The sequence below is a fragment of the Corynebacterium uterequi genome, from assembly GCF_001021065.1.
Classification (GTDB): Bacteria; Actinomycetota; Actinomycetes; order Mycobacteriales; family Mycobacteriaceae; genus Corynebacterium; species Corynebacterium uterequi.
The window spans coordinates 1881981-1902826 of sequence record NZ_CP011546.1 but is presented as its reverse complement, the minus strand read 5'-3'; the positions used below and the strand labels follow the sequence as shown (position 1 = coordinate 1902826).

At 64.7% G+C, this 20846-nt stretch carries 20 protein-coding genes and 2 tRNA genes; 18 read left to right on the top strand and 4 right to left on the bottom strand.

Going from position 1 to position 20846, the window contains the following annotated elements:
- Window positions 1-460 precede the first annotated feature (460 nt).
- From CUTER_RS08805 to CUTER_RS08785, 5 genes are all read left to right on the top strand, one after another.
- The gene (locus tag CUTER_RS08805; RefSeq protein ID WP_047260738.1) at window positions 461-862 is read left to right on the top strand and encodes a MauE/DoxX family redox-associated membrane protein; all 402 of its coding nucleotides are present in this window, start codon (window positions 461-463) and stop codon (window positions 860-862) included.
- A gap of 67 nt (window positions 863-929) precedes the next feature.
- A complete protein-coding gene (locus CUTER_RS08800) occupies window positions 930-1676 on the top strand; it encodes a DsbA family protein (RefSeq protein ID WP_047260105.1) in 747 nt (248 codons plus the stop codon).
- A 91-nt stretch (window positions 1677-1767) separates the two neighbouring features.
- Window positions 1768-1840 (top strand) — tRNA-Ala (locus CUTER_RS08795).
- A gap of 25 nt (window positions 1841-1865) precedes the next feature.
- Window positions 1866-1938 (top strand) — tRNA-Ala (locus CUTER_RS08790).
- Window positions 1939-2001: 63 nt separating this feature from the next.
- On the top strand, window positions 2002-2754 hold the full coding sequence (locus CUTER_RS08785) for a fructosamine kinase family protein (RefSeq protein WP_047260104.1): 753 nt from the start codon (window positions 2002-2004) through the stop codon (window positions 2752-2754).
- Here CUTER_RS08785 and nadE read toward each other — a convergent pair.
- A complete protein-coding gene (gene nadE, locus CUTER_RS08780) occupies window positions 2751-3587 on the bottom strand; it encodes an ammonia-dependent NAD(+) synthetase (protein ID WP_047260103.1) in 837 nt (278 codons plus the stop codon). The genes CUTER_RS08785 and nadE overlap by 4 nt on opposite strands.
- Here nadE and CUTER_RS08775 point away from each other — a divergent pair.
- From CUTER_RS08775 to nrdE, 5 genes are all read left to right on the top strand, one after another.
- Complete coding sequence (locus CUTER_RS08775; protein ID WP_407919164.1) at window positions 3537-4970, top strand: sugar porter family MFS transporter; 1434 nt, start codon at window positions 3537-3539, stop codon at window positions 4968-4970. The two genes, nadE and CUTER_RS08775, sit on opposite strands and share 51 nt — an antisense overlap.
- Window positions 4971-5112: 142 nt before the next feature.
- Window positions 5113-5235 (top strand): type B 50S ribosomal protein L36, encoded by a 123-nt coding sequence (ykgO, locus tag CUTER_RS08770; protein ID WP_005511141.1) that lies wholly within the window; start codon window positions 5113-5115, stop codon window positions 5233-5235.
- 283 nt (window positions 5236-5518) lie between these two features.
- Window positions 5519-5752 carry a glutaredoxin-like protein NrdH gene (gene nrdH / locus CUTER_RS08765; RefSeq protein ID WP_047260101.1) on the top strand — a complete coding sequence of 78 codons (234 nt, stop codon included), beginning with the start codon at window positions 5519-5521 and terminating at the stop codon, window positions 5750-5752.
- 110 nt (window positions 5753-5862) lie between these two features.
- On the top strand, window positions 5863-6294 hold the full coding sequence (nrdI, locus tag CUTER_RS08760; RefSeq protein ID WP_047260100.1) for a class Ib ribonucleoside-diphosphate reductase assembly flavoprotein NrdI: 432 nt from the start codon (window positions 5863-5865) through the stop codon (window positions 6292-6294).
- A 114-nt stretch (window positions 6295-6408) separates the two neighbouring features.
- On the top strand, window positions 6409-8577 hold the full coding sequence (nrdE, locus tag CUTER_RS08755; protein ID WP_047260099.1) for a class 1b ribonucleoside-diphosphate reductase subunit alpha: 2169 nt from the start codon (window positions 6409-6411) through the stop codon (window positions 8575-8577).
- A gap of 193 nt (window positions 8578-8770) precedes the next feature.
- Here the strand turns inward: nrdE and CUTER_RS08750 are convergent, their stop codons facing one another.
- Window positions 8771-9490 (bottom strand): FadR/GntR family transcriptional regulator, encoded by a 720-nt coding sequence (locus CUTER_RS08750; RefSeq protein ID WP_047260098.1) that lies wholly within the window; start codon window positions 9488-9490, stop codon window positions 8771-8773.
- Window positions 9491-9774: 284 nt separating this feature from the next.
- Here CUTER_RS08750 and nrdF point away from each other — a divergent pair, with 284 nt between their 5' ends.
- The 4 genes from nrdF to CUTER_RS08730 all read left to right on the top strand — a co-directional run bounded on the left by nrdF (window position 9775) and on the right by CUTER_RS08730 (window position 14922).
- Window positions 9775-10767, top strand: coding sequence for a class 1b ribonucleoside-diphosphate reductase subunit beta (gene nrdF / locus CUTER_RS08745; protein WP_047260097.1), 993 nt, complete (start codon window positions 9775-9777; stop codon window positions 10765-10767).
- 305 nt (window positions 10768-11072) lie between these two features.
- Window positions 11073-12773, top strand: a complete 1701-nt coding sequence (ctaD, locus tag CUTER_RS08740; protein ID WP_047260096.1) for an aa3-type cytochrome oxidase subunit I — start codon at window positions 11073-11075, stop codon at window positions 12771-12773.
- 141 nt (window positions 12774-12914) lie between these two features.
- The gene (gene serB, locus CUTER_RS08735) at window positions 12915-14159 is read left to right on the top strand and encodes a phosphoserine phosphatase SerB (protein ID WP_047260095.1); all 1245 of its coding nucleotides are present in this window, start codon (window positions 12915-12917) and stop codon (window positions 14157-14159) included.
- 1 nt (window position 14160) lies between these two features.
- On the top strand, window positions 14161-14922 hold the full coding sequence (locus CUTER_RS08730; RefSeq protein WP_047260094.1) for a peptidyl-tRNA hydrolase: 762 nt from the start codon (window positions 14161-14163) through the stop codon (window positions 14920-14922).
- Here the strand turns inward: CUTER_RS08730 and CUTER_RS08725 are convergent.
- Window positions 14890-16884, bottom strand: coding sequence for an ATP-dependent DNA helicase (locus CUTER_RS08725; RefSeq protein WP_047260093.1), 1995 nt, complete (start codon window positions 16882-16884; stop codon window positions 14890-14892). The two genes, CUTER_RS08730 and CUTER_RS08725, sit on opposite strands and share 33 nt — an antisense overlap.
- Window positions 16885-16898: 14 nt before the next feature.
- Complete coding sequence (locus CUTER_RS08720; protein ID WP_269079410.1) at window positions 16899-18245, bottom strand: nicotinate phosphoribosyltransferase; 1347 nt, start codon at window positions 18243-18245, stop codon at window positions 16899-16901.
- Window positions 18246-18294: 49 nt separating this feature from the next.
- Between CUTER_RS08720 and clpS the strand changes: the two genes are divergently transcribed.
- The 4 genes from clpS to murI are packed head-to-tail and all read left to right on the top strand — an operon-like array spanning window position 18295 to window position 20812.
- Entirely contained in the window at window positions 18295-18609 is a 315-nt protein-coding gene (gene clpS / locus CUTER_RS08715; RefSeq protein WP_407919163.1) for an ATP-dependent Clp protease adapter ClpS, read from the top strand.
- A gap of 37 nt (window positions 18610-18646) precedes the next feature.
- Window positions 18647-19210: a DUF2017 domain-containing protein gene (locus CUTER_RS08710; protein ID WP_047260092.1), complete on the top strand. Its 564-nt coding sequence runs from the start codon at window positions 18647-18649 to the stop codon at window positions 19208-19210.
- Between the two features lie 11 nt (window positions 19211-19221).
- Window positions 19222-19938: a rhomboid family intramembrane serine protease gene (locus tag CUTER_RS08705; protein ID WP_144412301.1), complete on the top strand. Its 717-nt coding sequence runs from the start codon at window positions 19222-19224 to the stop codon at window positions 19936-19938.
- A 31-nt stretch (window positions 19939-19969) separates the two neighbouring features.
- On the top strand, window positions 19970-20812 hold the full coding sequence (murI, locus tag CUTER_RS08700) for a glutamate racemase (protein WP_047260091.1): 843 nt from the start codon (window positions 19970-19972) through the stop codon (window positions 20810-20812).
- Window positions 20813-20846: the final 34 nt, after the last annotated feature.

The following is a 20846-nucleotide window of genomic DNA, read 5'->3' as shown; positions in this document are numbered from 1 at the left end:
TGCCTCTTAAGACCCGTCGAAGGATTTCGCCTCTTCGGCGGGTCTCGTCATTCTTTTCGGAACGCGGAGTTGAAGCCGTCATCTCACCTCCTTTCTACGCCGGTAGACGTGTCCTGCAATCAGGCGCGCCTCCCTGTCTTTGCGGTGGGAGATTCGCACCGCTTCCAGGAGGCTGTGTCTGTGAAAACGTGCGAGGGCTGCCGTCGCACGTGGCGCAACGAGCTGACGCCATGGGTAACGCAGCTGAGGTGAACGACCGTCGCCTCTCCGCCGGCTATGCCGCGGTCATCGCGGCCTCGAGCAACCCAATCCTGTGAGGCCGGCGCTGCTCACAGCCTCACGGGACGCGCCACCTAGGCTAGGATCTCTAGACGTGTCACCTAAGTTATCTCTCGCGAACGAATCGCACGATCGTCGCACCGTCTTCCTTGACGCGCTCAGCTGCGTAGCCCGCTTCGGCATGGCCTTCGTGTGGATCGCCGCAGGCGTGTCGAAGATCGGCGATCGGCTGGCTGTGACCCAGAACATTCAGGCCTATGACATCTTCACACCGGCGTGGTCGGACATTCTTGCGCAGCTCATCGGCCCGGCCGAGCTGATCGGTGGCCTCTTGTTGTTGTTCGGACTCTGGCTTCGCCCGGCGAGCAAGGTAGCCATCGGCGTGTTGGTGCTGTTCATTGTCGGCATCGGACAGGCGTGGCTGCGCGGCCTAGAGCTCAACTGTGGTTGCTTCACCCCTGACGAGGCGATCACTAACTACCAGCTGCAGTACTTCGGCGTCATCGTTCGAGACCTGGTCTTCATTGCCCTAAGCGCGTGGACTATCTGGCGGCCGTTCACCAAGCTGGCGGTCCGCCCGTAGCCTAGGATTGCGAAAGTCGCGTTTAGGTGCACAATTAAAGCCTCAAACAAACGAAAGGTGAGATGAGATGAGCGCTAAGTCCCGTTCCGTGTCCGACCCGAACAGCAAGGGCTCGGCCAGCTTCCTGTGGGTGATCGTGGCGGTGCTGGCGATCGCGGCGATCGTCATCGGCGTCGTCGTGTGGCAGTCCAAGGGCAAGGCTGCCGAGGAGGTCGCGGCACAGCGGGTAGAGCTCGGATTCACCCCCACCTTCGATGGGAACGACGTCCGGCTGGCCGCGGATAACGCCAAGGCCGACGCCCCCGAGGTGAGCCTCTATGAGGACTTCTCCTGCCACTACTGTGCGGATCTCGCTGAGGCCACTGACGACCAGATGCTGCAGGAGATCCGCAACGGGAACCTCGTCGTCACCGTCAACCCGCTGACCTTCCTCGACGGTGTCAATGCCCAGAACGAGCCGAATATTGGTCACTCCGCCGCAGCCGCTGCCGCCACGACGGCGCTCGCCGACATGGGCGAGTTCGACGCCTGGTGGACCCTGCGCGCGGTGCTCATGGACAAGCAGGCCGAAATCTACAACCAGTGGTCCGACGAGGACTTCGCCGAGGCCGCGAAGGCCGCGGGCGCCTCTGACGAGGCCGCGGAGGCCATCAAGGCCGGCAAGTACTACGACCAGGCTGTGGAGACGGCGAAGAAGAACGCCAAGGAGCTGGAGGACCAGACCGGTTCCGTGTCCTCGCCGCGGGTTCTCCTCGACGGTAAGGACGTCCAGGTGTCCAGCACCGATGAGTGGATTGACGCGGTCCTCAAGTAGTTCACGCACCGTGACCTGCTGATTTGGCGGGTTAGAGTGGCCCGTGTACATTTACATGAGTCTCAACCGGGGCCAAACACCTCGGTTGTGAGGGGCTATGGCGCAGCTGGTAGCGCACCACACTGGCAGTGTGGGGGTCACGGGTTCGAATCCCGTTAGCTCCACTGGAAAACTGAATATTGCTTTTACGGGGCTATGGCGCAGCTGGTAGCGCACCACACTGGCAGTGTGGGGGTCACGGGTTCGAATCCCGTTAGCTCCACAAGTAAAAAGAGGCATCGCTTTAAGCGGTGCCTCTTTTTCTCTTCCCGGTAGCCTAGCCGTCATGGCCTTACACCGAAAGAAAGTGAACGAGCCCGGCGCGGCGGCGGCAGAGGCCGCGGGACTGCGATGGCTGCGGGAGGCATCCCACATCGTGGTCGACGTCGTCGATTCCGGACCCCAGGAGCTGACCATGGAAGCGGTCCCGCCCGCCCGGCCGACGGCCGCGGCCGCCCGCGAGGCCGGACGTGAGCTGGCAGCGATCCACGATGCTGGTGCGGGTGCATTCGGCAGTCCACCGCCCGGGTGGCCTGGTCCCTTCTATATCGGTCGCCAGGAGCAGTCGTGCCAGCCGGCCGAGGACTGGGCTAGTTTTTACGTCGATCAGCGAGTGGACCCCTTCGCCGCCAAGGCTCACCGTCTCGGGCACCTCAGCGACGACGGCTGGGATCTGGTGCGCCGGTGCCTGGATGCGGTCAGGCGCGTGCCCACCGACGACACCCCGTCGCGCCTGCACGGCGATCTCTGGGCAGGTAACCTGCTGTTCGGCGCCGACGGCCCCCGTCTCATCGACCCAGCTGCCCACGGTGGGCACCGGGAAACGGACCTGGCGATGCTCTATCTCTTTGGAGCGCCGTACCTGGAGGAACTCATCGCCGGCTATGAGGAGGTACATCCCCTTCGCAGCGGGTGGCGAGAGCGGATCCCCCTACATCAGCTGCACCCGCTGGCGGTCCATGCCGCGAGCCACGGTCCGTCGTACGGGCGGGCGCTCGTCGACGCGGCCCAGCAGACCCTGTCCTTACTCGCTCGTTAGCGCCACCACGTGTCGGTGGGGGTGGCCGGAAGGTGGCGCTTGTGCGCCCCAGCGCGCCACAGCTGTTCGATGCGCTGGCGGGCGTCGTCGGGTACCTCGTGTCCGGTGAGGTAGGCGTCGATGTGGGCGTAGCTCAACCCGAGGGCTTCTTCGTCGGCCAGAGCCGGCCGATCATCCTCTAGATCCGCGGTGGGCACCTTGCGCCACGTCGACTCCGGTGCGCCGAGCTCGCGCAGCAGCGCAGCCCCCTGGGACTTCGTCAGCCCTGCGAGAGGAAGCGTGTCCGCGGCCCCGTCGCCGTGCTTGGTGAAGAATCCGGTGAGGTTCTCCGCGGCGTGATCGGTGCCGATGACCAGCAGGCCGCGTTCGGCGGCGATGGCGTATTGGACAACCATGCGCAGCCTGGCCTTGACGTTGCCGCGGTTGAAGTCCCGTAGCTCCGGTTGTCCGAGCGCCTCGGCGACGGCTGCGTCGACGGCGGCGGTGGCGTCGGCGATGTTGACCGTGAGCCGCTCGTCGGGATCGATGAAGGTGAGGGCGATTTGTGCGTCGTCCTCGTCGGCCTGCACACCGTGGGGGAGCCGGACGGCGACGAAGGTGGCAGCCTCCCCGTCGGCGCGGCGGCGTTCGACGGCGAGTTGGGCGAGCCTGCCGGCGAGGGTGGAATCCTGGCCGCCGGAAATGCCGAGGACGTAGCCCTTGGCCCCGGAGGCGCGCAGGTAGTCGACGAGGAACGTTACGCGGGATTCGATCTCGGCAACTGGATCGATTAAGTCCCGCGTATGCAGGGCGTTTCTGATGGAATCTTGAGTTTCGCGGGGACGAAGCGACATGCCGACCATCCTAGTGCTCGGGCACAATGCTCAGCTATGCATCTTTCAACGCAGCAACGCCGCTATGTCCGAATGGTGTCCTGGATAGCGGCCCTGGGGGGCCTGCTCTTCGGCTACGACACCGGCGTGATGTCCGGGGCGTTGCTGTTCATCGGCCCCGAATTCGACATGAGCGCTACCCAGGAGGGGTGGGTCACCTCGATGCTGCTCGTCGGCGCGGCGCTCGGTGCGCTCAGTGGCGGGCGGGTGGCGGATGCTATCGGCCGGCGGCTCGCCCTCATCGGCAGCGGAGTTGTCTTTGTTCTTGGATCGCTGTGGTGCGCGGTGGCGTCGTCCGTGCTGTCCTTAGGGGCGGCCCGCACACTGTTGGGAGTGGCGGTCGGCGCGGTAAGCATCGTCGTTCCTATGTACATAGCTGAGCAGGTACCCGCGGCAGTACGTGGCCGAATGGTCTCGCTGAACACGCTCATGATCGTCGTGGGGCAGTTGGCGGCTTTCCTCGTCAATTCCGCGCTGGCGCATACCGGTAACTGGCACCTCATGTTGGGGTTGGCGGCGGTGCCGGGCGCTGCGCTGGCTGCCGGGATGCTTGCCTTGCCAGACACGCCGGTGCATTACGCGCGCACTGGTCGGCTGGACAAGGCGCGGGCGGTGGCCGAGCGCGCCGGGCTAGAGCTACCGGACCTGGCGGCCGAGGAACGCACAGGCGCCACCGCGGGGGAGTGGCAGCGTCTTGTCAGCACCCGGTGGCTGCGCATGGCTGTCGGGGTTGCGGCGGTGGTCGGGGTTATCCAGCAGGTGACGGGCGTCAACGCCATCGTTTACTTCGCTCCGACGCTGATGAATCAGGTCGGTATTTCGACGACGAACGCGGTGTACACGTCGATACTCATCGGGACGGTGAGCGTGGTTGCGTGCTGGGCGGGGTTGCACATCATCGACCGCGTCGGGCGTCGGTGGCTGCTCAGCGTGGGGCTGACCGTCAACGTGGCGTCGCTGGTGTTGCTGGCGGTGACCTACGGGTCTGCCGCGACGCAGCCGGAGATGGCGTACGTGGCTCTGGGGGTGATGGCGGTGTTTATCGCGTCTCAGCAGGCGGCGGTGTCTCCGGTGACGTGGCTGCTCGTCTCCGAGATAGTGCCGCTGAAGGTGCGCGGAATCGGCATGGGGTTGGCCGGTCTCGCGCTGTGGGCGGCGAATTGGGCGGTGGCACAGTTCTTCCTGCCGTTAGTGGAGGTGTTGTCGGCGGCCACCACGTTCCTCATCTTCTCGGCGCTGGGACTGGCGGCCCTGGGGTTCGTGCGGGCCGTCGTACCAGAGACCACCGGGCGTGGCCTGGAGGAGGTCGGGCGGCAGATGAAGCAACGCTACTCGCGCACCTAGGCCCCGGTTTGATTCGCTGTGAGGTCGCGAGGTAAGATTTTCCCTCGTGTCATGGCTGGGTCCACCCCGGCCGCGCTGCGTGGGTTGGTTTTGGCCCCGCCGCGAGAAAACTATGCTAAGCGCAAAAAGAAAGGAGCGCCCGATGAAGGTCCGCAAGTCGCTTCGGTCGCTGAAGAACAAGCCGGGCGCCCAGGTTGTGCGCCGCCGTGGCAAGGTTTACGTCATCAACAAGAAGGAGCCGCGCTTCAAGGCTCGTCAGGGCTAGGAGTTCGCTTCCCGGAAGCCGGGTGTGCACGCTGTTGTCGTGCGCGCCCGGCTTTCGTCGTTTCATGGGGGAGTTACACGTGTGTAATCCCAGCGTTGCTACATGTGGGTGCCCGGCGCGGGCTAACCTGGGGATATCATCAGTGTAACTACTATATATAGTGTTAGTTGCATGAACGGGGCACAAAGTATAGTGTCGTTGGTGTTGCCCAAACGGGCCGGAACCACAGCGATCCTTAGCCGCAGCTCATAGGTGGCCGGCGCTACAGCAGTAAGGGGAAATTATGTCCATCACCGTCTACACCAAGCCCGCGTGCGTTCAGTGCAACGCCACGAAGAAGGCACTGGACCGGGCCGGCCTGGACTACAACCTCGTCGACGTTTCCATCGATACCGATGCCCGTGACTACATCATGGCGCTGGGATACCTCCAGGCTCCGGTCGTCGAGGTCGACGGCGAGCACTGGTCTGGCTTCCGCCCGGATCGCATCCGCGGCCTGGCGAAGGCCGCAGCCTAGCCACTCGCACCGATGAAGCCAGCCTCTCAACACTCCGCTCGCGCGAAGGGGCTGGCATTCTTTATGTTCTTTTCGGCGGCGGGCGGTAGTGAAAGAGGTGCCTTGAGCCCATGCTGGTGGTCTACTACTCCTCCGCGACGGAAAACACTCGACGCTTCGTGGACAAACTCGGCTTCCCCAGCGCTCGAATCCCGATCCGGCGCACCGACGGCGAGCTCATCGTCGACGAACCCTACGTCCTGGTCTGCCCCACTTATGGCGGCGGAGCGTCGATCAGCCACCAGAACACCCGGCCGGTGCCGCCGCAGGTCATTAAGTTCCTCAACAATGCCCACAACCGAAGCCTCATTCGCGCCGTCATCTCCGGCGGCAACACCAACTTCGGCACGGACTTCGGCAAGGCCGGCGAGGTGATCTCGGCCAAATGCCACGTGCCTTACGTCTATCGCTACGAACTGCTGGGAACCGAGGAGGACGTCCGCATCGTGCGGGAAGGCCTCCTCGCCAACGCAGATAAGCTAGGACTTATAAAGCAGCCTTAAGTGTCAACTTGCCTGTTCGAACCACCCTCGGCGCTCGTGTCTAGGCGGCTCGCTACGGTGTAAGTGATACGACCACAGGAAAACGAACCTACGTTGAAAGGACTGAAGTCAACTGTGACTGCCCACTCCGCCACCATCCTGGGCCAGCAGAGCCCCGATAGCCCGGCACATGACCAGCTGGATTACCACGCCCTCAACGCCCTGCTGAACCTCTACAGCGAGGACGGCCAGATTCAGTTCGACAAGGATCGCGAAGCCGCCAACCAGTACTTCCTTCAGCACGTCAACCAGAACACGGTGTACTTCCACGACTTGGAAGAAAAGCTGAAGTACCTGGTGGAGAACCGCTACTACGATCCGACGGTGCTCCAGCGCTACGATGCTGACTTCATCAAGTCCCTGTACAAGCGGGCCTACGCGTTCAAATTCCGCTTCAAGTCCTTCCTTGGGGCGTTTAAGTACTACACCTCGTACACGCTGAAGACCTTCGACGGGAATCGCTACCTAGAGCGCTTCGAGGACCGCGTAGCCATGACGGCGCTCTACCTCGCGGGCGGGGATACCGCATTGGCTGAACACCTTGTGGATGAGATCATGTCCGGGCGCTTCCAGCCGGCGACGCCGACGTTCCTCAACGCCGGCAAGGCCCAGCGCGGCGAGCTGGTCTCCTGCTTCCTGCTGCGTATCGAAGACAATATGGAGTCCATCGGCCGGGCCATCAACTCCGCGCTGCAGCTGTCCAAGCGCGGCGGCGGCGTCGCCCTGCTGCTGAGCAACCTTCGGGAATCCGGCGCGCCGATCAAGCACATCGAGAACCAGTCCTCCGGAGTCATCCCCGTCATGAAGCTGTTGGAGGATTCCTTCTCCTACGCCAATCAGCTCGGCGCGCGACAGGGAGCCGGGGCGGTGTACCTCAACGCCCACCACCCGGACATCATGAAGTTCCTCGACACCAAGCGGGAGAATGCGGACGAGAAGATCCGCATCAAGACCCTCTCGCTCGGTGTGCTCATCCCGGACATCACGTTCGAGCTGGCCAAGCGTAACGACGACATGTACCTGTTCAGCCCGTACGACGTCGAGCGCATCTACGGCAAGCCCTTCGGCGACATCTCGGTGAGCGAGCACTACTGGGAGATGGTGGAGGACGACCGGATTCGCAAGGCCAAGATCAACGCCCGCCAGTTCTTCCAGACTCTGGCAGAGATCCAGTTCGAATCGGGCTACCCCTACATCATGTTCGAGGACACCGTGAATCGGGCCAACCCCGTTGAGGGGCGGATCAACATGTCCAACCTGTGCTCGGAGATCCTGCAGGTCAACACCCCGTCGGTGCTCAACGAGGACCTCACATTCGACGTCATCGGCCACGACATCTCCTGCAACCTCGGCTCGCTCAACATCGCCATGACGGTCGATTCCCCCGATTTCGCGCAGACGATCGAGACCGCGGTGCGGGGCCTGACCAGTGTGTCCGATCAGACGAGCATCGAGTCCGTCCCCAGCGTCCGGGAAGGAAACAAAGCGTCGCACGCCATCGGCCTTGGCCAGATGAACCTCCACGGCTACCTCGGCCGCGAACACATCGAGTACGGCTCGGACGAGGCACTGGATTTCACCAACGTCTACTTTGCGGCCGTGATGTACGAGGCGATTAAGGCCTCCAACCTCATCGCCAAGGAACGCGGAGAGACGTTCGCCAACTTCGAAACCTCCGACTACGCCAGCGGTGCCTTCTTCGACCGCTACGATCCAGCCGACTTCGCACCGACGACGCCGCGGGTCAAGCAGATCGTGGAGCAGTCCTCCATGAACGTTCCCACGCAGCAGGACTGGGAACAGCTCAAGGCGAGCGTCATGGAACACGGTCTCTACAACGCCTACCTCCAGGCCGTGCCGCCGACCGGATCCATCTCCTACATCAACAACTCCACGTCGTCCATCCACCCGATCGCCTCGAAGATCGAGATCCGCAAGGAGGGCAAGGTGGGTCGTGTCTACTACCCGGCCCCCCACATGGACAACGAGAACCTGGACTACTTCAAGGATGCCTACGAGATCGGCTACGAGAAGATCATCGACACCTACGCGGTAGCCACCAAATACGTGGACCAGGGCTTGTCGCTAACGCTCTTCTTCAAAGACACCGCCACCACCCGGGACATCAACCGGGCCCAGATCTACGCCTGGCGGAAGGGCATCAAGACCCTCTACTACATCCGCCTGCGTCAGATGGCCCTGGCCGGCACCGAGGTAGAGGGCTGCGTCAGCTGCATGCTGTAAACGCGGGGCGCAAGAGCGCCCCGCGGATAGGTGGAAGTGGGGCGCAAGAGCGCCCCGCGGATAGGTGGAAGTGGGGCGCAAGAGCGCCCCGCGGGGAGGTCGAAGAGGGCACGAGCGCCCCGCGGGGAGGTCGAAGCGGAAGCAAGCGCCCCGTGGGTGAGTGGCAGCGGGGGCGCCGCGGTGCCCACTCGCTCTAGCGGCTGCGTCGGAGGGCGGCGCGTACCTCGGAGATAAGTAGCCGTGACTGCTCCTCGGCGCCGCTTGCATCGCCCGAGCTGATGGCCTGGGCGAGCGCGTCGTGCGCGTCGAGCGCCTCATGAGCCGGGCTGGCCGGTTGGAGGCCGAACTCCGTGCGCCCGTAGAGAGCCTCCAACAGCGAGGGAATCAAAGCGATGAACATCTCATTGCCCGAGGCCTCCAGCAGCAGGGAATGAAAGCGGATGTCGACGCGCAGGAAATCGGAAGATTTACCGTGCGTGTCCTCGCCGAGACGACGCAACTCAGCGGCGAGTTCCAACAACTCCGCCCGTTGGGCGTCGGTGGCGTGGATAGCGGCGTTGAACGCTGCGATGGGTTCGACGGCGATCCGTAGTTCGGTGAGTGCCTGCAGCTGCTGGGGACGTTCCGCGGCGGAGCGCATCCGCCACGTGATGACCTGTGGGTCGAACACCGCCCAATTGCTTCGTGGCAGCACAGTGATGCCCACCCGCCGCGAGGACGCCACCAACCCCAATTGCTCAAGCGCTCGCATGGCCTCACGGGCCACGGTGCGGGAGATGCCGAAGCGATCGCCGATGGTCTGCAGCGTGAAGGTGTGCCCCTCCTGGAGCTCACCGGAGACAATGCGCTGGCCAAGGCTCTCCAACACAGTAGTGAGCAGGGGAGTGGCGGAGGATGGTTGGGGCGATGCCATATTCCGGCAGTCCTTTCGAAAAGCAAATCTCATCGCGCCGGCGCTGTCCGGCTCCCCAGAGAAATCGGGGGTGACGCGACCCGGGTGAGGTCGCTATTAATGGGAATATCTTACAACCGCTGGGGTAGCGCTCCGAAAAAGTACACGACGTGGCGGGGGGAGCGAGCCCCCACTACCCGCAGCAGGGGCTCCGACTAGGCTCAAGGGCGCACTGTGACGACCCACCAGAGCCTCTCGCGGGGGCAGACGGCCGGTGGGCGAAGCATTCATCTAAGGAGGTTGCCGTGGAGCAGCATGAGTACGATTCGTACGTCGCCGAGCACAACAAGCCGGTGAAGGCCATCAACTGGAATACCATCCCGGACGACAAAGACCAGGAAGTGTGGGATCGGCTGACCGGAAACTTCTGGCTCCCGGAGAAGATCCCGGTCTCCAACGACATTCCTACGTGGAACAAGCTCACTGCCAAGGAGCAGGAGACCACCATGCGGGTGTTCACGGGACTGACCCTGCTGGACACCATTCAGGGCACCGTCGGTGCAGTCTCCCTGCTGGACGACGCGGTCACGCTGCACGAGGAGGCCGTGTATACCAACATCGCCTTCATGGAGAGCGTTCACGCCAAGAGCTACTCCAATATCTTCATGACCCTGGCGTCCACGCCGATGATTAACGACGCCTTCCGGTGGTCGGAGGAGAACGACAACCTTCAGACGAAGGCGAAGATCATCCTCAGCTACTACGAGGGTGAGGATCCGCTGAAGAAGAAGGTCGCCTCCACGCTGCTGGAATCCTTCCTCTTCTACTCCGGCTTCTACCTGCCGATGTACTTCTCCTCGCACGCGAAGCTCACCAACACGGCGGATATCATCCGCCTGATTATTCGCGACGAGGCCGTTCACGGCTACTACATCGGCTACAAGTACCAGCGAGGCCTTGAGCGGGCGGACCAGACGCGCCGCGACGAGCTCAAGGAGTACACCTTCGACCTGCTCTACGATCTCTACGACAACGAGATCCAGTACACGGAGGACCTCTACGACGAACTGGGCTGGACCGAGGACGTCAAGCGCTTCCTGCGTTACAACGCCAACAAGGCCCTCAACAACTTGGGCTATGAGGGGCTCTTCCCGGCCGACGAGACTAAGGTGTCCCCGGCGATCCTGTCCGCGCTGAGCCCCAACGCCGACGAGAATCACGATTTCTTCTCCGGCTCCGGCTCCTCCTATGTCATCGGTACCGCCGAAGACACGACGGACGACGACTGGGACTTCTAGAGCCATTCCACCTTTCGGTTGACTCCCATAAGGGGCCGGTGACCGGGGCTTTTGCTCCCTAGTCACTGGTCTGACCGGGCCGAAAATGTGACGTCGGTCACTGATTTTGGGGTTTTTCGTGGTCGGCGGCGTGGCACCTGGGAGTTTCCTCGAAACGTGAACTTTTGCTGAATCGCCCTCGGGTTACACTAGGCGTGTCTTGTTGGGTCCAGTGGCTCAGCAGTGCGTTGTCACACCCGCAAGGTGTGACTGAAATACAACTAAGCGCCTCGCGGCGGCGAAGCGCTTGTAGTCAGGAGGACTTTATGACCGCTGTGGCGCCACGGCTCGACGATTACGTCGCGCCCGAACGTCCCGAGCCGACGGGCAAGGCCCGGCTCGGTTCGAAGGCGTGGACGATGCTGACCACGACCGACCACAAAGAGCTGGGCATCATGTACATCATCATGTCCGTCAGCTTCTTCTTCTTGGGTGGCCTCATGGCCCTTCTGCTGCGTGCGGAGCTGTTCAGCCCGGGCCTGCAGTTCTTGTCTAACGAGCAGTTCAACCAGCTGTTCACCATGCACGGCACGGTGATGCTGCTGCTGTTCGGTACCCCAATCGTGTGGGGCTTCGGTAACTACATCCTGCCGCTGCAGCTCGGCGCCCCGGACGTGGCCTTCCCCCGCCTGAATGCCTTCGGCTTCTGGATCACCATGATCGGCGGCGTGGCCATGCTCTTCGGGTTCCTCACCCCGGGTGGCGCGGCTGACTTCGGTTGGACCATGTACATGCCGCTGGCCGACGCCGTCCACACGCCGGGCATTGGCGCGGACATGTGGATCGTCGGCGTCGGCGCCACCGGCGTTGGTACCGTCGCTTCCGCAATCAACATGGTCACCACCGTGCTGACCATGCGCGCCCCGGGCATGACGATGTTCCGCATGCCGGTGTTCGTGTGGGGCGTGTTCACCGCCTCCCTCATCGTCCTCATGATCTTCCCGCTGCTGCTGGCCGCCGCCCTCGGCGTCCTCTACGACCGCAAGCTGGGCGGACACATCTACGATTCCGCTAACGGCGGCGCCGTGCTGTGGCAGCACCTCTTCTGGTTCTTCGGCCACCCCGAGGTCTACGTTCTCGCCCTGCCCTTCTTCGGCATCATCTCCGAGATCGTCCCGGTGTTCTCCCGTAAGCCGGTCTTCGGCTACATCGGCCTGGTCTTCGCCATCCTCGCGATCGGCGCGCTGTCCATGGCGGTGTGGGCTCACCACATGTTCGTCACCGGCGCGGTGCTGCTGCCCTTCTTCTCCTTCATGACCTTCCTCATCTCCATCCCGACCGGCATGAAGTTCTTTAACTGGGTGGGCACGATGTGGAACGGCCACATCACCTGGCAGACGCCGATGATCTGGGCCATGGGCTTCATGACCACCTTCCTCTTCGGCGGCCTGACCGGCATTATGCTGGCCTCCCCGCCGCTGGATTTCCACCTGGCGGAGTCCTACTTCCTCATCGCGCACTTCCACTACACCCTGTTCGGCACCCTGGTGTTCACCTCCTTCGCCGGCATTTACTTCTGGTTCCCGAAGATGACGGGCCGTATGCTCGACGAGCGGCTCGGAAAGATCCACTTCTGGCTCACCTTCGTGGGCTTCCAGGGCACCTTCATCGTCCAGCACTGGCTGGGCAACATGGGCATGCCGCGCCGCTACGCGGACTACCTGGATTCCGACGGCTTCACCATGCTCAACCAGATCTCCACGATCTTCTCCTTCCTCCTGGGTGCCTCCGTGATCCCGTTCATCTGGAACGTGTTCAAGTCCTGGCGCTACGGCGAGGTTGTTACGGTCGACGACCCGTGGGGCTACGGTAACTCCCTGGAGTGGGCCACCTCGTGCCCGCCGCCGCGCCACAACTTCGTCTCCCTGCCCCGCATCCGCTCCGAGCGCCCGGCCTTTGAGCTGCACTACCCGCACATGGTGGAGCGCATGCGCCGCGAGCAGCACTCCGGCGGCGACAAGCACTAGGAACGCGAAGGTTTCCGCTCAGGCCCGGGCGGTGTCCTTCTGGCCGCCCGTGCGCCCCGCCGCTTGAGCCCCCACCGACTGAATACCCCGGTCGGTGGGGGCTTTGTGGTCTGCCCCCGCCAGGCATGCCACAATCGCAGCGTGACTATAGATCGAACGCCCACCGCGACGCTGCCGGACGGATACGAGGTCGCCGTCGTGACCAGTACTGGACCCGATTCGCCGGGGGTGTCCGCCGCCTTCTTCCGGGTTTTAAGTTCGCACCGGGTCCACGTCCTCGACGTGGAGCAGGCGCTCTTCCGTGGCCGCATTTCCCTGGCCGCCTTCGTGGGCGTCGAGCCGGGCCGGCTTGAGGTACTCGGCCGCGGTCTTCGTGACACCCTTGAAGTGCACTCGCAGCACGTGAGCGTGGAGACCGGCGCCGACGTCGCCGACCGGGCCCGTCCCCGCTCGACGCACTCGGTCGTCGTCCTCGGCCAGCCGGTGACCGCCGAGGCCTTGTCCGTCGTCGGACGGACTCTCGCCGACTATGGCGCGAACATTGACCGCATTCGGGGCATTTCGGAACACCCGATCACCGGGCTGGAGCTGTCCGTCAGCGTTCCGCGATCAACCCGGGGCGACGCGACGGCCGTCCGGGAGGCGCTTAGCGCGGCGTCGGCAGGCCTGGGCGTGGATATCGCCATGGAGCAAGCCGGGCTCAACCGACGCGCTAAGCGGCTGGTCTGTTTCGACTGTGACTCGACCCTTATCACCGGCGAAGTCATCGAAATGCTCGCTGCGCACGCCGGTAAGGAGGCTGAGGTAGCCGCGGTGACCGAGCGGGCGATGCGCGGCGAGCTCGACTTCGAAGCCTCCCTGCGCGAGCGGGTTCGCACGTTGGCGGGGCTCGACGCCGCTGTCATCGACGAGGTGGCGGCCAGCATCGAACTCACTCCCGGCGCCAGGACCACCATCCGCGCGTTAAACCGGATGGGTTACCGTACGGCGGTGGTTTCCGGCGGCTTCACGCAGGTGCTTACCGGCCTGGCCGCCGAGCTGGAGCTGGACTATATGCGGGCCAATACGTTGGAAATCGTCGACGGAAGGCTCACCGGCCGCGTGGTCGGGCAGGTGGTGGACCGGGCCGCTAAAGCCGCCTTCCTGCGGGAATTCGCCGCCGATTCCGGTCTCGGGATGGATCAGACGGTGGCGGTGGGCGATGGCGCCAATGACATTGACATGATCTCCGCGGCAGGCTTGGGAATCGCCTTCAATGCGAAGCCAGCGCTCACAGAGGTAGCGGATACCGCCGTCACGCATCCTTTCCTCGACGAGGTGCTGTACATGCTGGGGGTGCCGCGCTACGAGGTCGAGGCCGCCGGTCTCAGCGAACAGGAAGCCTAACGTGCCGGACGCATTCGATCGGCTGGTCGACGCCGTGACCCGACCCCGCGGCGAGAACCCGGACGACCCGCACACCGTCCAGGCCATGCAGATTGTCCTGCATCTGCCCAAAAACGATCCACCCAAACGCGTCGCAGCGCTCACCGCCGCCGCCAGGGCAGCGGTGCTGGTCTGCCTCGATCACCGCGCCGACCAGCCGGGAGCATGGCAGGATGCGCTCACGCCGTGGTACACCCACCGCATCCGCAAGGTGGTTCGCCGGGCCCGCAATAGCGGTTGGGAACGGGCACAGCAGCTCGCCGGAGTCACCGTCGACGTCGACGGTGCGCAGGCACGCGCGTTCCTGCCCACCCGCATGGACGCCGTACCGGCGGAGTTACGCAAGCTCCAGGTCAAGGGAACGGACCTGCCCGCCGACGGCGCCACGATGGCCGACGTTGACGCGTCCCAGCCCCTCATTCTCATCGACGCCTCGCTGCAGATGAGCGCCGGTAAGGCCGCCGCGCAAGCTGGCCATGCCGCTATGCTGCTAGCGGCTGCGTGGTATCAGCGTGATCCGGCGTCGGCCCTGCAGTGGGCGGCCGACGCGTGCCCACTGAGCGTGCGGGAGGTCAGTGGCGAGGAGTTCGCGCAGGCCGCTGCGCTACCGACCGCGGCGACGGTGGTCGATGCCGGATTCACCGAGGTGGCGCCGGGCGCGATCACGGCCCTCGGCGTGGCCCGGCGGGACCTACTTCCGGGGAGCGGCCACCAGCCGTCGTAACGCGCCGGTGACCACCTCAAGGGAGGTCGTCGTCCAAAATGCCGGCATAGACCGGCGCAGGAAGCCGCCGTAGCGGGCGGTGGCCAGCCGGGAGTCGAGGACAGCTACGACGCCCCGGTCGGTGACCGACCGCAGCAAACGCCCGGTGCCCTGTGCGAGCAGCAGCCCCGCGTGGGTGGCGGAGACCTCCATGAAGCCGTTGCGGCCGGCGGCGTCGGCCGCCTCCGAGCGGGCCTTCAGCAGCGGGTCGTCCGGCCGAGGGAAGGGGATGCGGTCAATGATGACCAGGGACAACGACGGCCCCGGCACGTCCACGCCCTGCCATAGGGTGAGGGTGCCGAAAAGACAGGTATTCTCATTCGCCTGGAAGCGGGCGACGAGCGCGCCGATGGTGTCCTCGCCTTGAAGCAGAATGTCGAAGGGCAGGCGGGGGCGCAGCGCCTCCGCGGCCTGCTCGGCGGCGCGCCTCGACGAAAACAACCCCAACGTCCGCCCGCCGGCGGCGAGGATGAGCTCGGTCATTTCGTCTAAGGCTTCGGCGCTGAGCCCGTCGCGACCGGGCTTGGGTAGGTGGGCGGCCTGGTAGAGGATGCCCGAGGCGGCGGGATCGAAGGGGGTGCCGGCGTCGAGGTGGTCCCAGGACCCACGAGGCAACCCCCACGCAGCGGCCATGGCGTTGAAGTTCCCGCCAACGGTGAGCGTGGCGGAGGTGAGAACGACAGTGTGATCGGCGAAGAGCGACTCTCGAAGCAGTCCCGCGATCGATAGCGGGGCCACGGCGAGCCGGGATTGCTCTTTCTGGGTGCGCTGCAACCACACCACGTCGCGAGCGGTGGTGGGGTCGGCGCTGCCCTCGGCGAACACGTCGAGGATCCGGACGACGGCGTCGTGCAGTTCCAACAGGTGGTTGGTGAGGTTCTGGCGCTCGGCGGCGCGTTCCGGGTCCGATTCGGATTCGCCGTCGTGGCCGCCGCGTTGAATGTCCTCGCGCAGCCGCCACAGTCCGGAGGCCAGGCCGGTCAGCGAGGTGCGGGCCGTGTCGTCCAGGCTCGTCCAGCGGCCCTCTGGCTGGATGGCCAGCATCGCCTCCAGATCGTCGCTGATCTCGCGCAGCTCTTCGGAGCGCTTCGCGGCGTCGAGCTTTTCACCTCGCTTGGCCGCCAGGGAGATGCCATGCGGGGAAATCTCCGAGGTGGCGACGGACGTGATGCGTCCGTCGAGCTCGTGCGCCTCGTCGATGATGACCGCGTCGTGGTCCGGCAGAATAGCAAAGTCGCTCAAGGCGTCGATGGCCAGCAGTGCGTGGTTGGTGACCACGATGTCCTTCTCGCTGGCGGCGGCGCGGGCGAGGGTGGCGAAGCACTCCTCACCGTGTGGGCACCGAGCCGCGCCGAGGCACTCCTTCGCGGTGACCGAGAAGGCCCGCCATACGATGTTGGGCACGCCCGGGGTGAGATCGTCGCGGTCTCCCGTCTCGGTTTGCTGCGCCCACTGCCTCACCCGCTCGGCGTGGGCGCCCAGGCGGGAGAGCTGCCCGGCGTCGAGGAGCGATTCCCCCTCCGGGAGGTCTTCGACATCGGACACCTTGTGGAGGCAGACGTAGTTGGACCGGCCCTTGAGGATCGCGAAGCTGGGCCTGCGGCTCAGGTGCGGTTCCAACGCGTCGGCCAGGCGAGGGAGGTCGCGGTGCACGAGCTGATTCTGCAGACCCAGGGTGGCGGTGGACACGACGACGGTGGCATCCTCCTCCTGGGCGTAGCGGATGGCGGGTACCAGATAGGCCATGGACTTGCCGGTACCGGTGCCAGCCTGCACGGCGAGGTGCCGGCCCACGTCAAGGGCCTGATCCACGGCCGAGGCCATACGTTCTTGCCCGGGCCGGGGGCTGCCGCCGATGGCGGACACCGCCGCGGCGAGTAATTCCTCGGTGGACAGGGGGGCTGCTTCGTCGGGCTCGGGCACGCGGGCGGCTTTCGCTAGGAGGACGCGGCCGGTTCGAAGCCGGCGAAACGCGTGGAGATGGCAGGTTCGTCGCGAGAGAGCGCCAGACCCTCCCACGGTAGGGTCTGAAGTTGCGCGGCGAGGTGGTCGCGGGACTCGGACAAGGTGGGGGCCGTGTCGACGATGGCTCCGTCGCGCATCAGCGGCACGGTGAGTTGCTGGGCGTGCAGTGTCCCGGTGTCCGGGGCCTCGTTGTCGAAGGGGTACACGACTTCTTCAACGGCCACGCCGGTGGAACGCAGGGCACGCAGGGCGCGCTTGGTACCACCGGTCATCGCCTTGCCGGAGGAGCGCTTGGCGACGGGGTGGCCGTCGACCTCCACCAGCTTGTACACCAGGCCGGCCGTCGGCGCGCCGGAGCCGGTGACTACGGACGTGCCGACGCCGAAGCCGTCCACGGGATCGCCTCGCAGGCCGGCGATGGCGAACTCGTCGAGGTCGGAAGAGACGATGATTTTCGTGTTGAACGCCCCCAGCTCGTCGAGCTGTTTGCGCACGCGCCGGGTCACCGCGCCGAGGTCGCCGGAGTCGATACGGATTGCGCCGAGGCCGGTGCCGGCCACCTCAATGGCCGTGGCCACGCCCTTGGTGATGTCATAGGTGTCCACCAGAAGCGTGGTGTCGGTGCCGAGGCTGTCGATCTGGGACCGGAAGGCGGCCGCCTCGTTGGGTCGGCCCTCGGCGTCGATGTGCAGCAGCGTCCACGCGTGGGCGGCGGTACCGGAGGCGGGGATGCCGTAGCGATGCGCCGCCTCGAGGTTCGACGTCGCCTGGAAACCCGCTAGATAGGCCGCGCGGGCCGCGGTAACAGCCGAATACTCGTGGGTCCGGCGCGACCCCATCTCGATGATCGGTCGGCCGTCGGCGGCGACCACCATGCGGGCGGCCGCCGACGCTACTGCCGAGTCCGCGTTCATGATGGACAAGATGACGGTCTCCAGGACCACGCATTCGGCGAAGGTGCCGCGCAGGGTGAGAATCGGGGAGTAGGGGAAGTACAGCTCGCCTTCCCGGTAACCGTCGATGTGCCCCGTGAAACGGTAGGAGCGCAGGTAATCCAGGGTCTCCTCCGAGAGGAAATCCATGCCGGCGAGCTGCTCTTCGGTGAAAACGAAGTCCTCGATGGCGTGGAGAACTCGCTCACTGCCGCACACCACACCGTAGCGGCGTTCATTGGGCAGGCGCCGAGAGAACACTTCGAAGCTCACACGCCGGTGGGCGGTGCCGTCGCGCAGCGCGGCCTCAAGCATCGTCAGTTCATACATATCGGTCAGCAGTGACGTCGACCGGTTGCGGGGGATCGACGAGTTCAAGGTTTCCACCCCGTTAAGCCTAGCCGGTTGTGTCCGCTTAGGACTAGGCTGGGCAATCATGTTGTACATCACCATGAGCTCCCCCATGGCTACCCCGGATCTGGAGGAAAGCCTTGACGTGGATATGGCCACGGCGGAAAACCTGCCCTGGATGTGCATTGTGTGGGATGACCCGGTTAACCTCATGTCCTACGTCACGTACGTCTTCCAGACGGTTCTTGGCTACTCGAAGAAGCGGGCCACCGAGCTCATGATGCAGGTACACACCGAGGGCAAAGCCGTCGTCTCCTCGGGGGAGAAAGACAAGGTGGAGGGCGACGTGAAAAAGCTACACACCGCCGGACTATGGGCGACCATGCAGCAGGCTGGTTAGCGCCTCAGCCCCGAACGACAAGGAGCACCGTCGAAACATGATCCCGTGGAAAGCTAAACGCTCGCTCATGCGGGGGCCCCGGTACGTCACCACGCTCGAGCCCATCGAACGGGAAGTCCTCGGCAACGTCGCCTCCTACCTGGTGGAGACACTCATTCAGCGCGCCCGCAGCGCCCCGCGCGACGAGCTCGCGGACATGATGGGCATGGCCTCCGGGCACAAGGAGGCCCCCGCCGACCCGGCGCTTGCCCGGCTCCTGCCGGATTTTGAGCTGCCCGACGACGAGGAATACGACGGAGACAATTCCTTCCTGCGCTGCCTGCACGAAAACGACATCATCTCCGCCAAGCTCACCAATCTGCAGGTCATCACGGAACAGATCGGGGCCGACGGATCCGTCGCCATCTCACTGACCCCGGAGGAAGCTGGGCAGTTCGTCGCCGCCCTCAACGACGTGCGTCTCTTTGTGGTTTCGGCCCAACCCGGCAGCCGCACCGACGAGCAACTCGCCGAGGAGAGCCTTGGGATGCCCCGGGACACCTTCGCGGAGTGGCTGGCCTTCTGCCAAGACAGTCTGTTGGAGGCGCTGATCGGCGACTAGGCTACATCCCCATGAGCCGCCTCTACCGCCGCCCTCCGGCGTCCCCGATGACACCCGGCTACCCGGGATCCGCAACCCCGCCGGCCGCCCCGTCGTCGCGCGTCCGCAGTGGCGGCGGCCTCAAGGGGGCCGTGACCTACGCCGTGGGCTTCGTGGTCGCCATCTGGTCTGTTTTCCTCGTCAACCTCCTCGTCTTCGGCGGAGACTTGGTCTTCTTTGGCATTCATCCGCTGGACACCGCGTCGTGGTGGGGTATCTTCGCCGCACCCTTCCTTCACGCCAACCTCGAACACGTGCTCTCCAACACGGTGCCGGGAGCGGTCTTCGCCTTCCTCATCGGGTTCTCGGGACGACGGGTGTTCTGGGAGGTCACCCTCATCACCGTCGTGGCCGCCGGGGCGGGCACCTGGCTGTTCGGTGGCGTGGCGACGAACCATATTGGCGCCTCGGGCGTGGTGTACGGCTGGCTGGCGTATCTGCTCATCCGCGGGGTGTTTAACCGTCATCTTGGCCAAGTGGTCGTCGGCGTCGTTCTCGGTATCGCCTACTCGGGGCTCATCTTTGGCCTGCTCCCCGGGGTACCAGGGGTGTCGTGGCAGGGCCACCTCTTTGGTGCGCTCGGCGGACTGGGGGCGGGTATGCTCATCACCTCCGACGATCCGCCGGCGCTTGTGGAACGCCGCCAGCTGAAGAAGGCCCGGAAGGCGTTGTCCTCCGGGCGCCGCTAAAACTCTTGATTGAAGCCCCGGAAAGGCGATTATGGTTTCTGTTTCCCAGCCCGCAGCTGCGCCCTCCCCGTCCGCGCCGATCGGGGTGTTCGATTCGGGCGTCGGCGGGCTTACCGTGGCACGCACGATCATGGACCAGCTTCCCCAGGAGTCGCTGATCTACATCGGCGACACCGCACACGGTCCGTACGGGCCGCAGCCCATCGCCGCGGTGCGTCGGCACGCGTTGGCGATCGCCGACGATCTCGTGGAACGAGGCTGCAAGGCGCTGGTAATCGCGTGCAACACCGCTACCGCCGCGATCCTGCACGACGCCCGCGAGCGCTACACCATCCCCGTCATTGAGGTAATTCGCCCGGCGGTGCGCCGCGCGATGGCAACGACCCGCAACGGAAAAGTGGGCGTCATCGCCACTCAAGGCACGGTGAACTCAGGCGCGTATCAGGACCTGTTCTCCCTCAACCCGAGCGTCGACGTGACCATGGCGGCCTGCCCCGCGTTCGTGGAGTTCGCCGAGCGGGGTATTACTTCTGGCCGGCAAGTGCTGGGGGTGGCCGAAGGGTATCTGGCGCCCCTGCAATCGGCGGGGGTGGATACGCTCGTGCTCGGGTGCACGCACTATCCGCTGCTCTCCGGGGTGATCCAGTTGGCGATCGGCGACGATGTCACCCTGGTGTCCTCAGCGGAAGAGACCGCGAAGGACGTCCTGCGCACACTGACGGAGCTGGATCTGTTGGCCGATCCGGAACGCGACGGGCCGCCAATCCGCCATTTTGAAGCGACCGGCGACGCTGCCAGCTTCCAAAGACTGGCAACTCGCTTTGTGGGCCCGGGTGTGGGAACCGTCACCCAAACCCCCGAATCGGGGGTATAAAACACGTCCCCCGAGGTCGATAAACCTGGGTGAA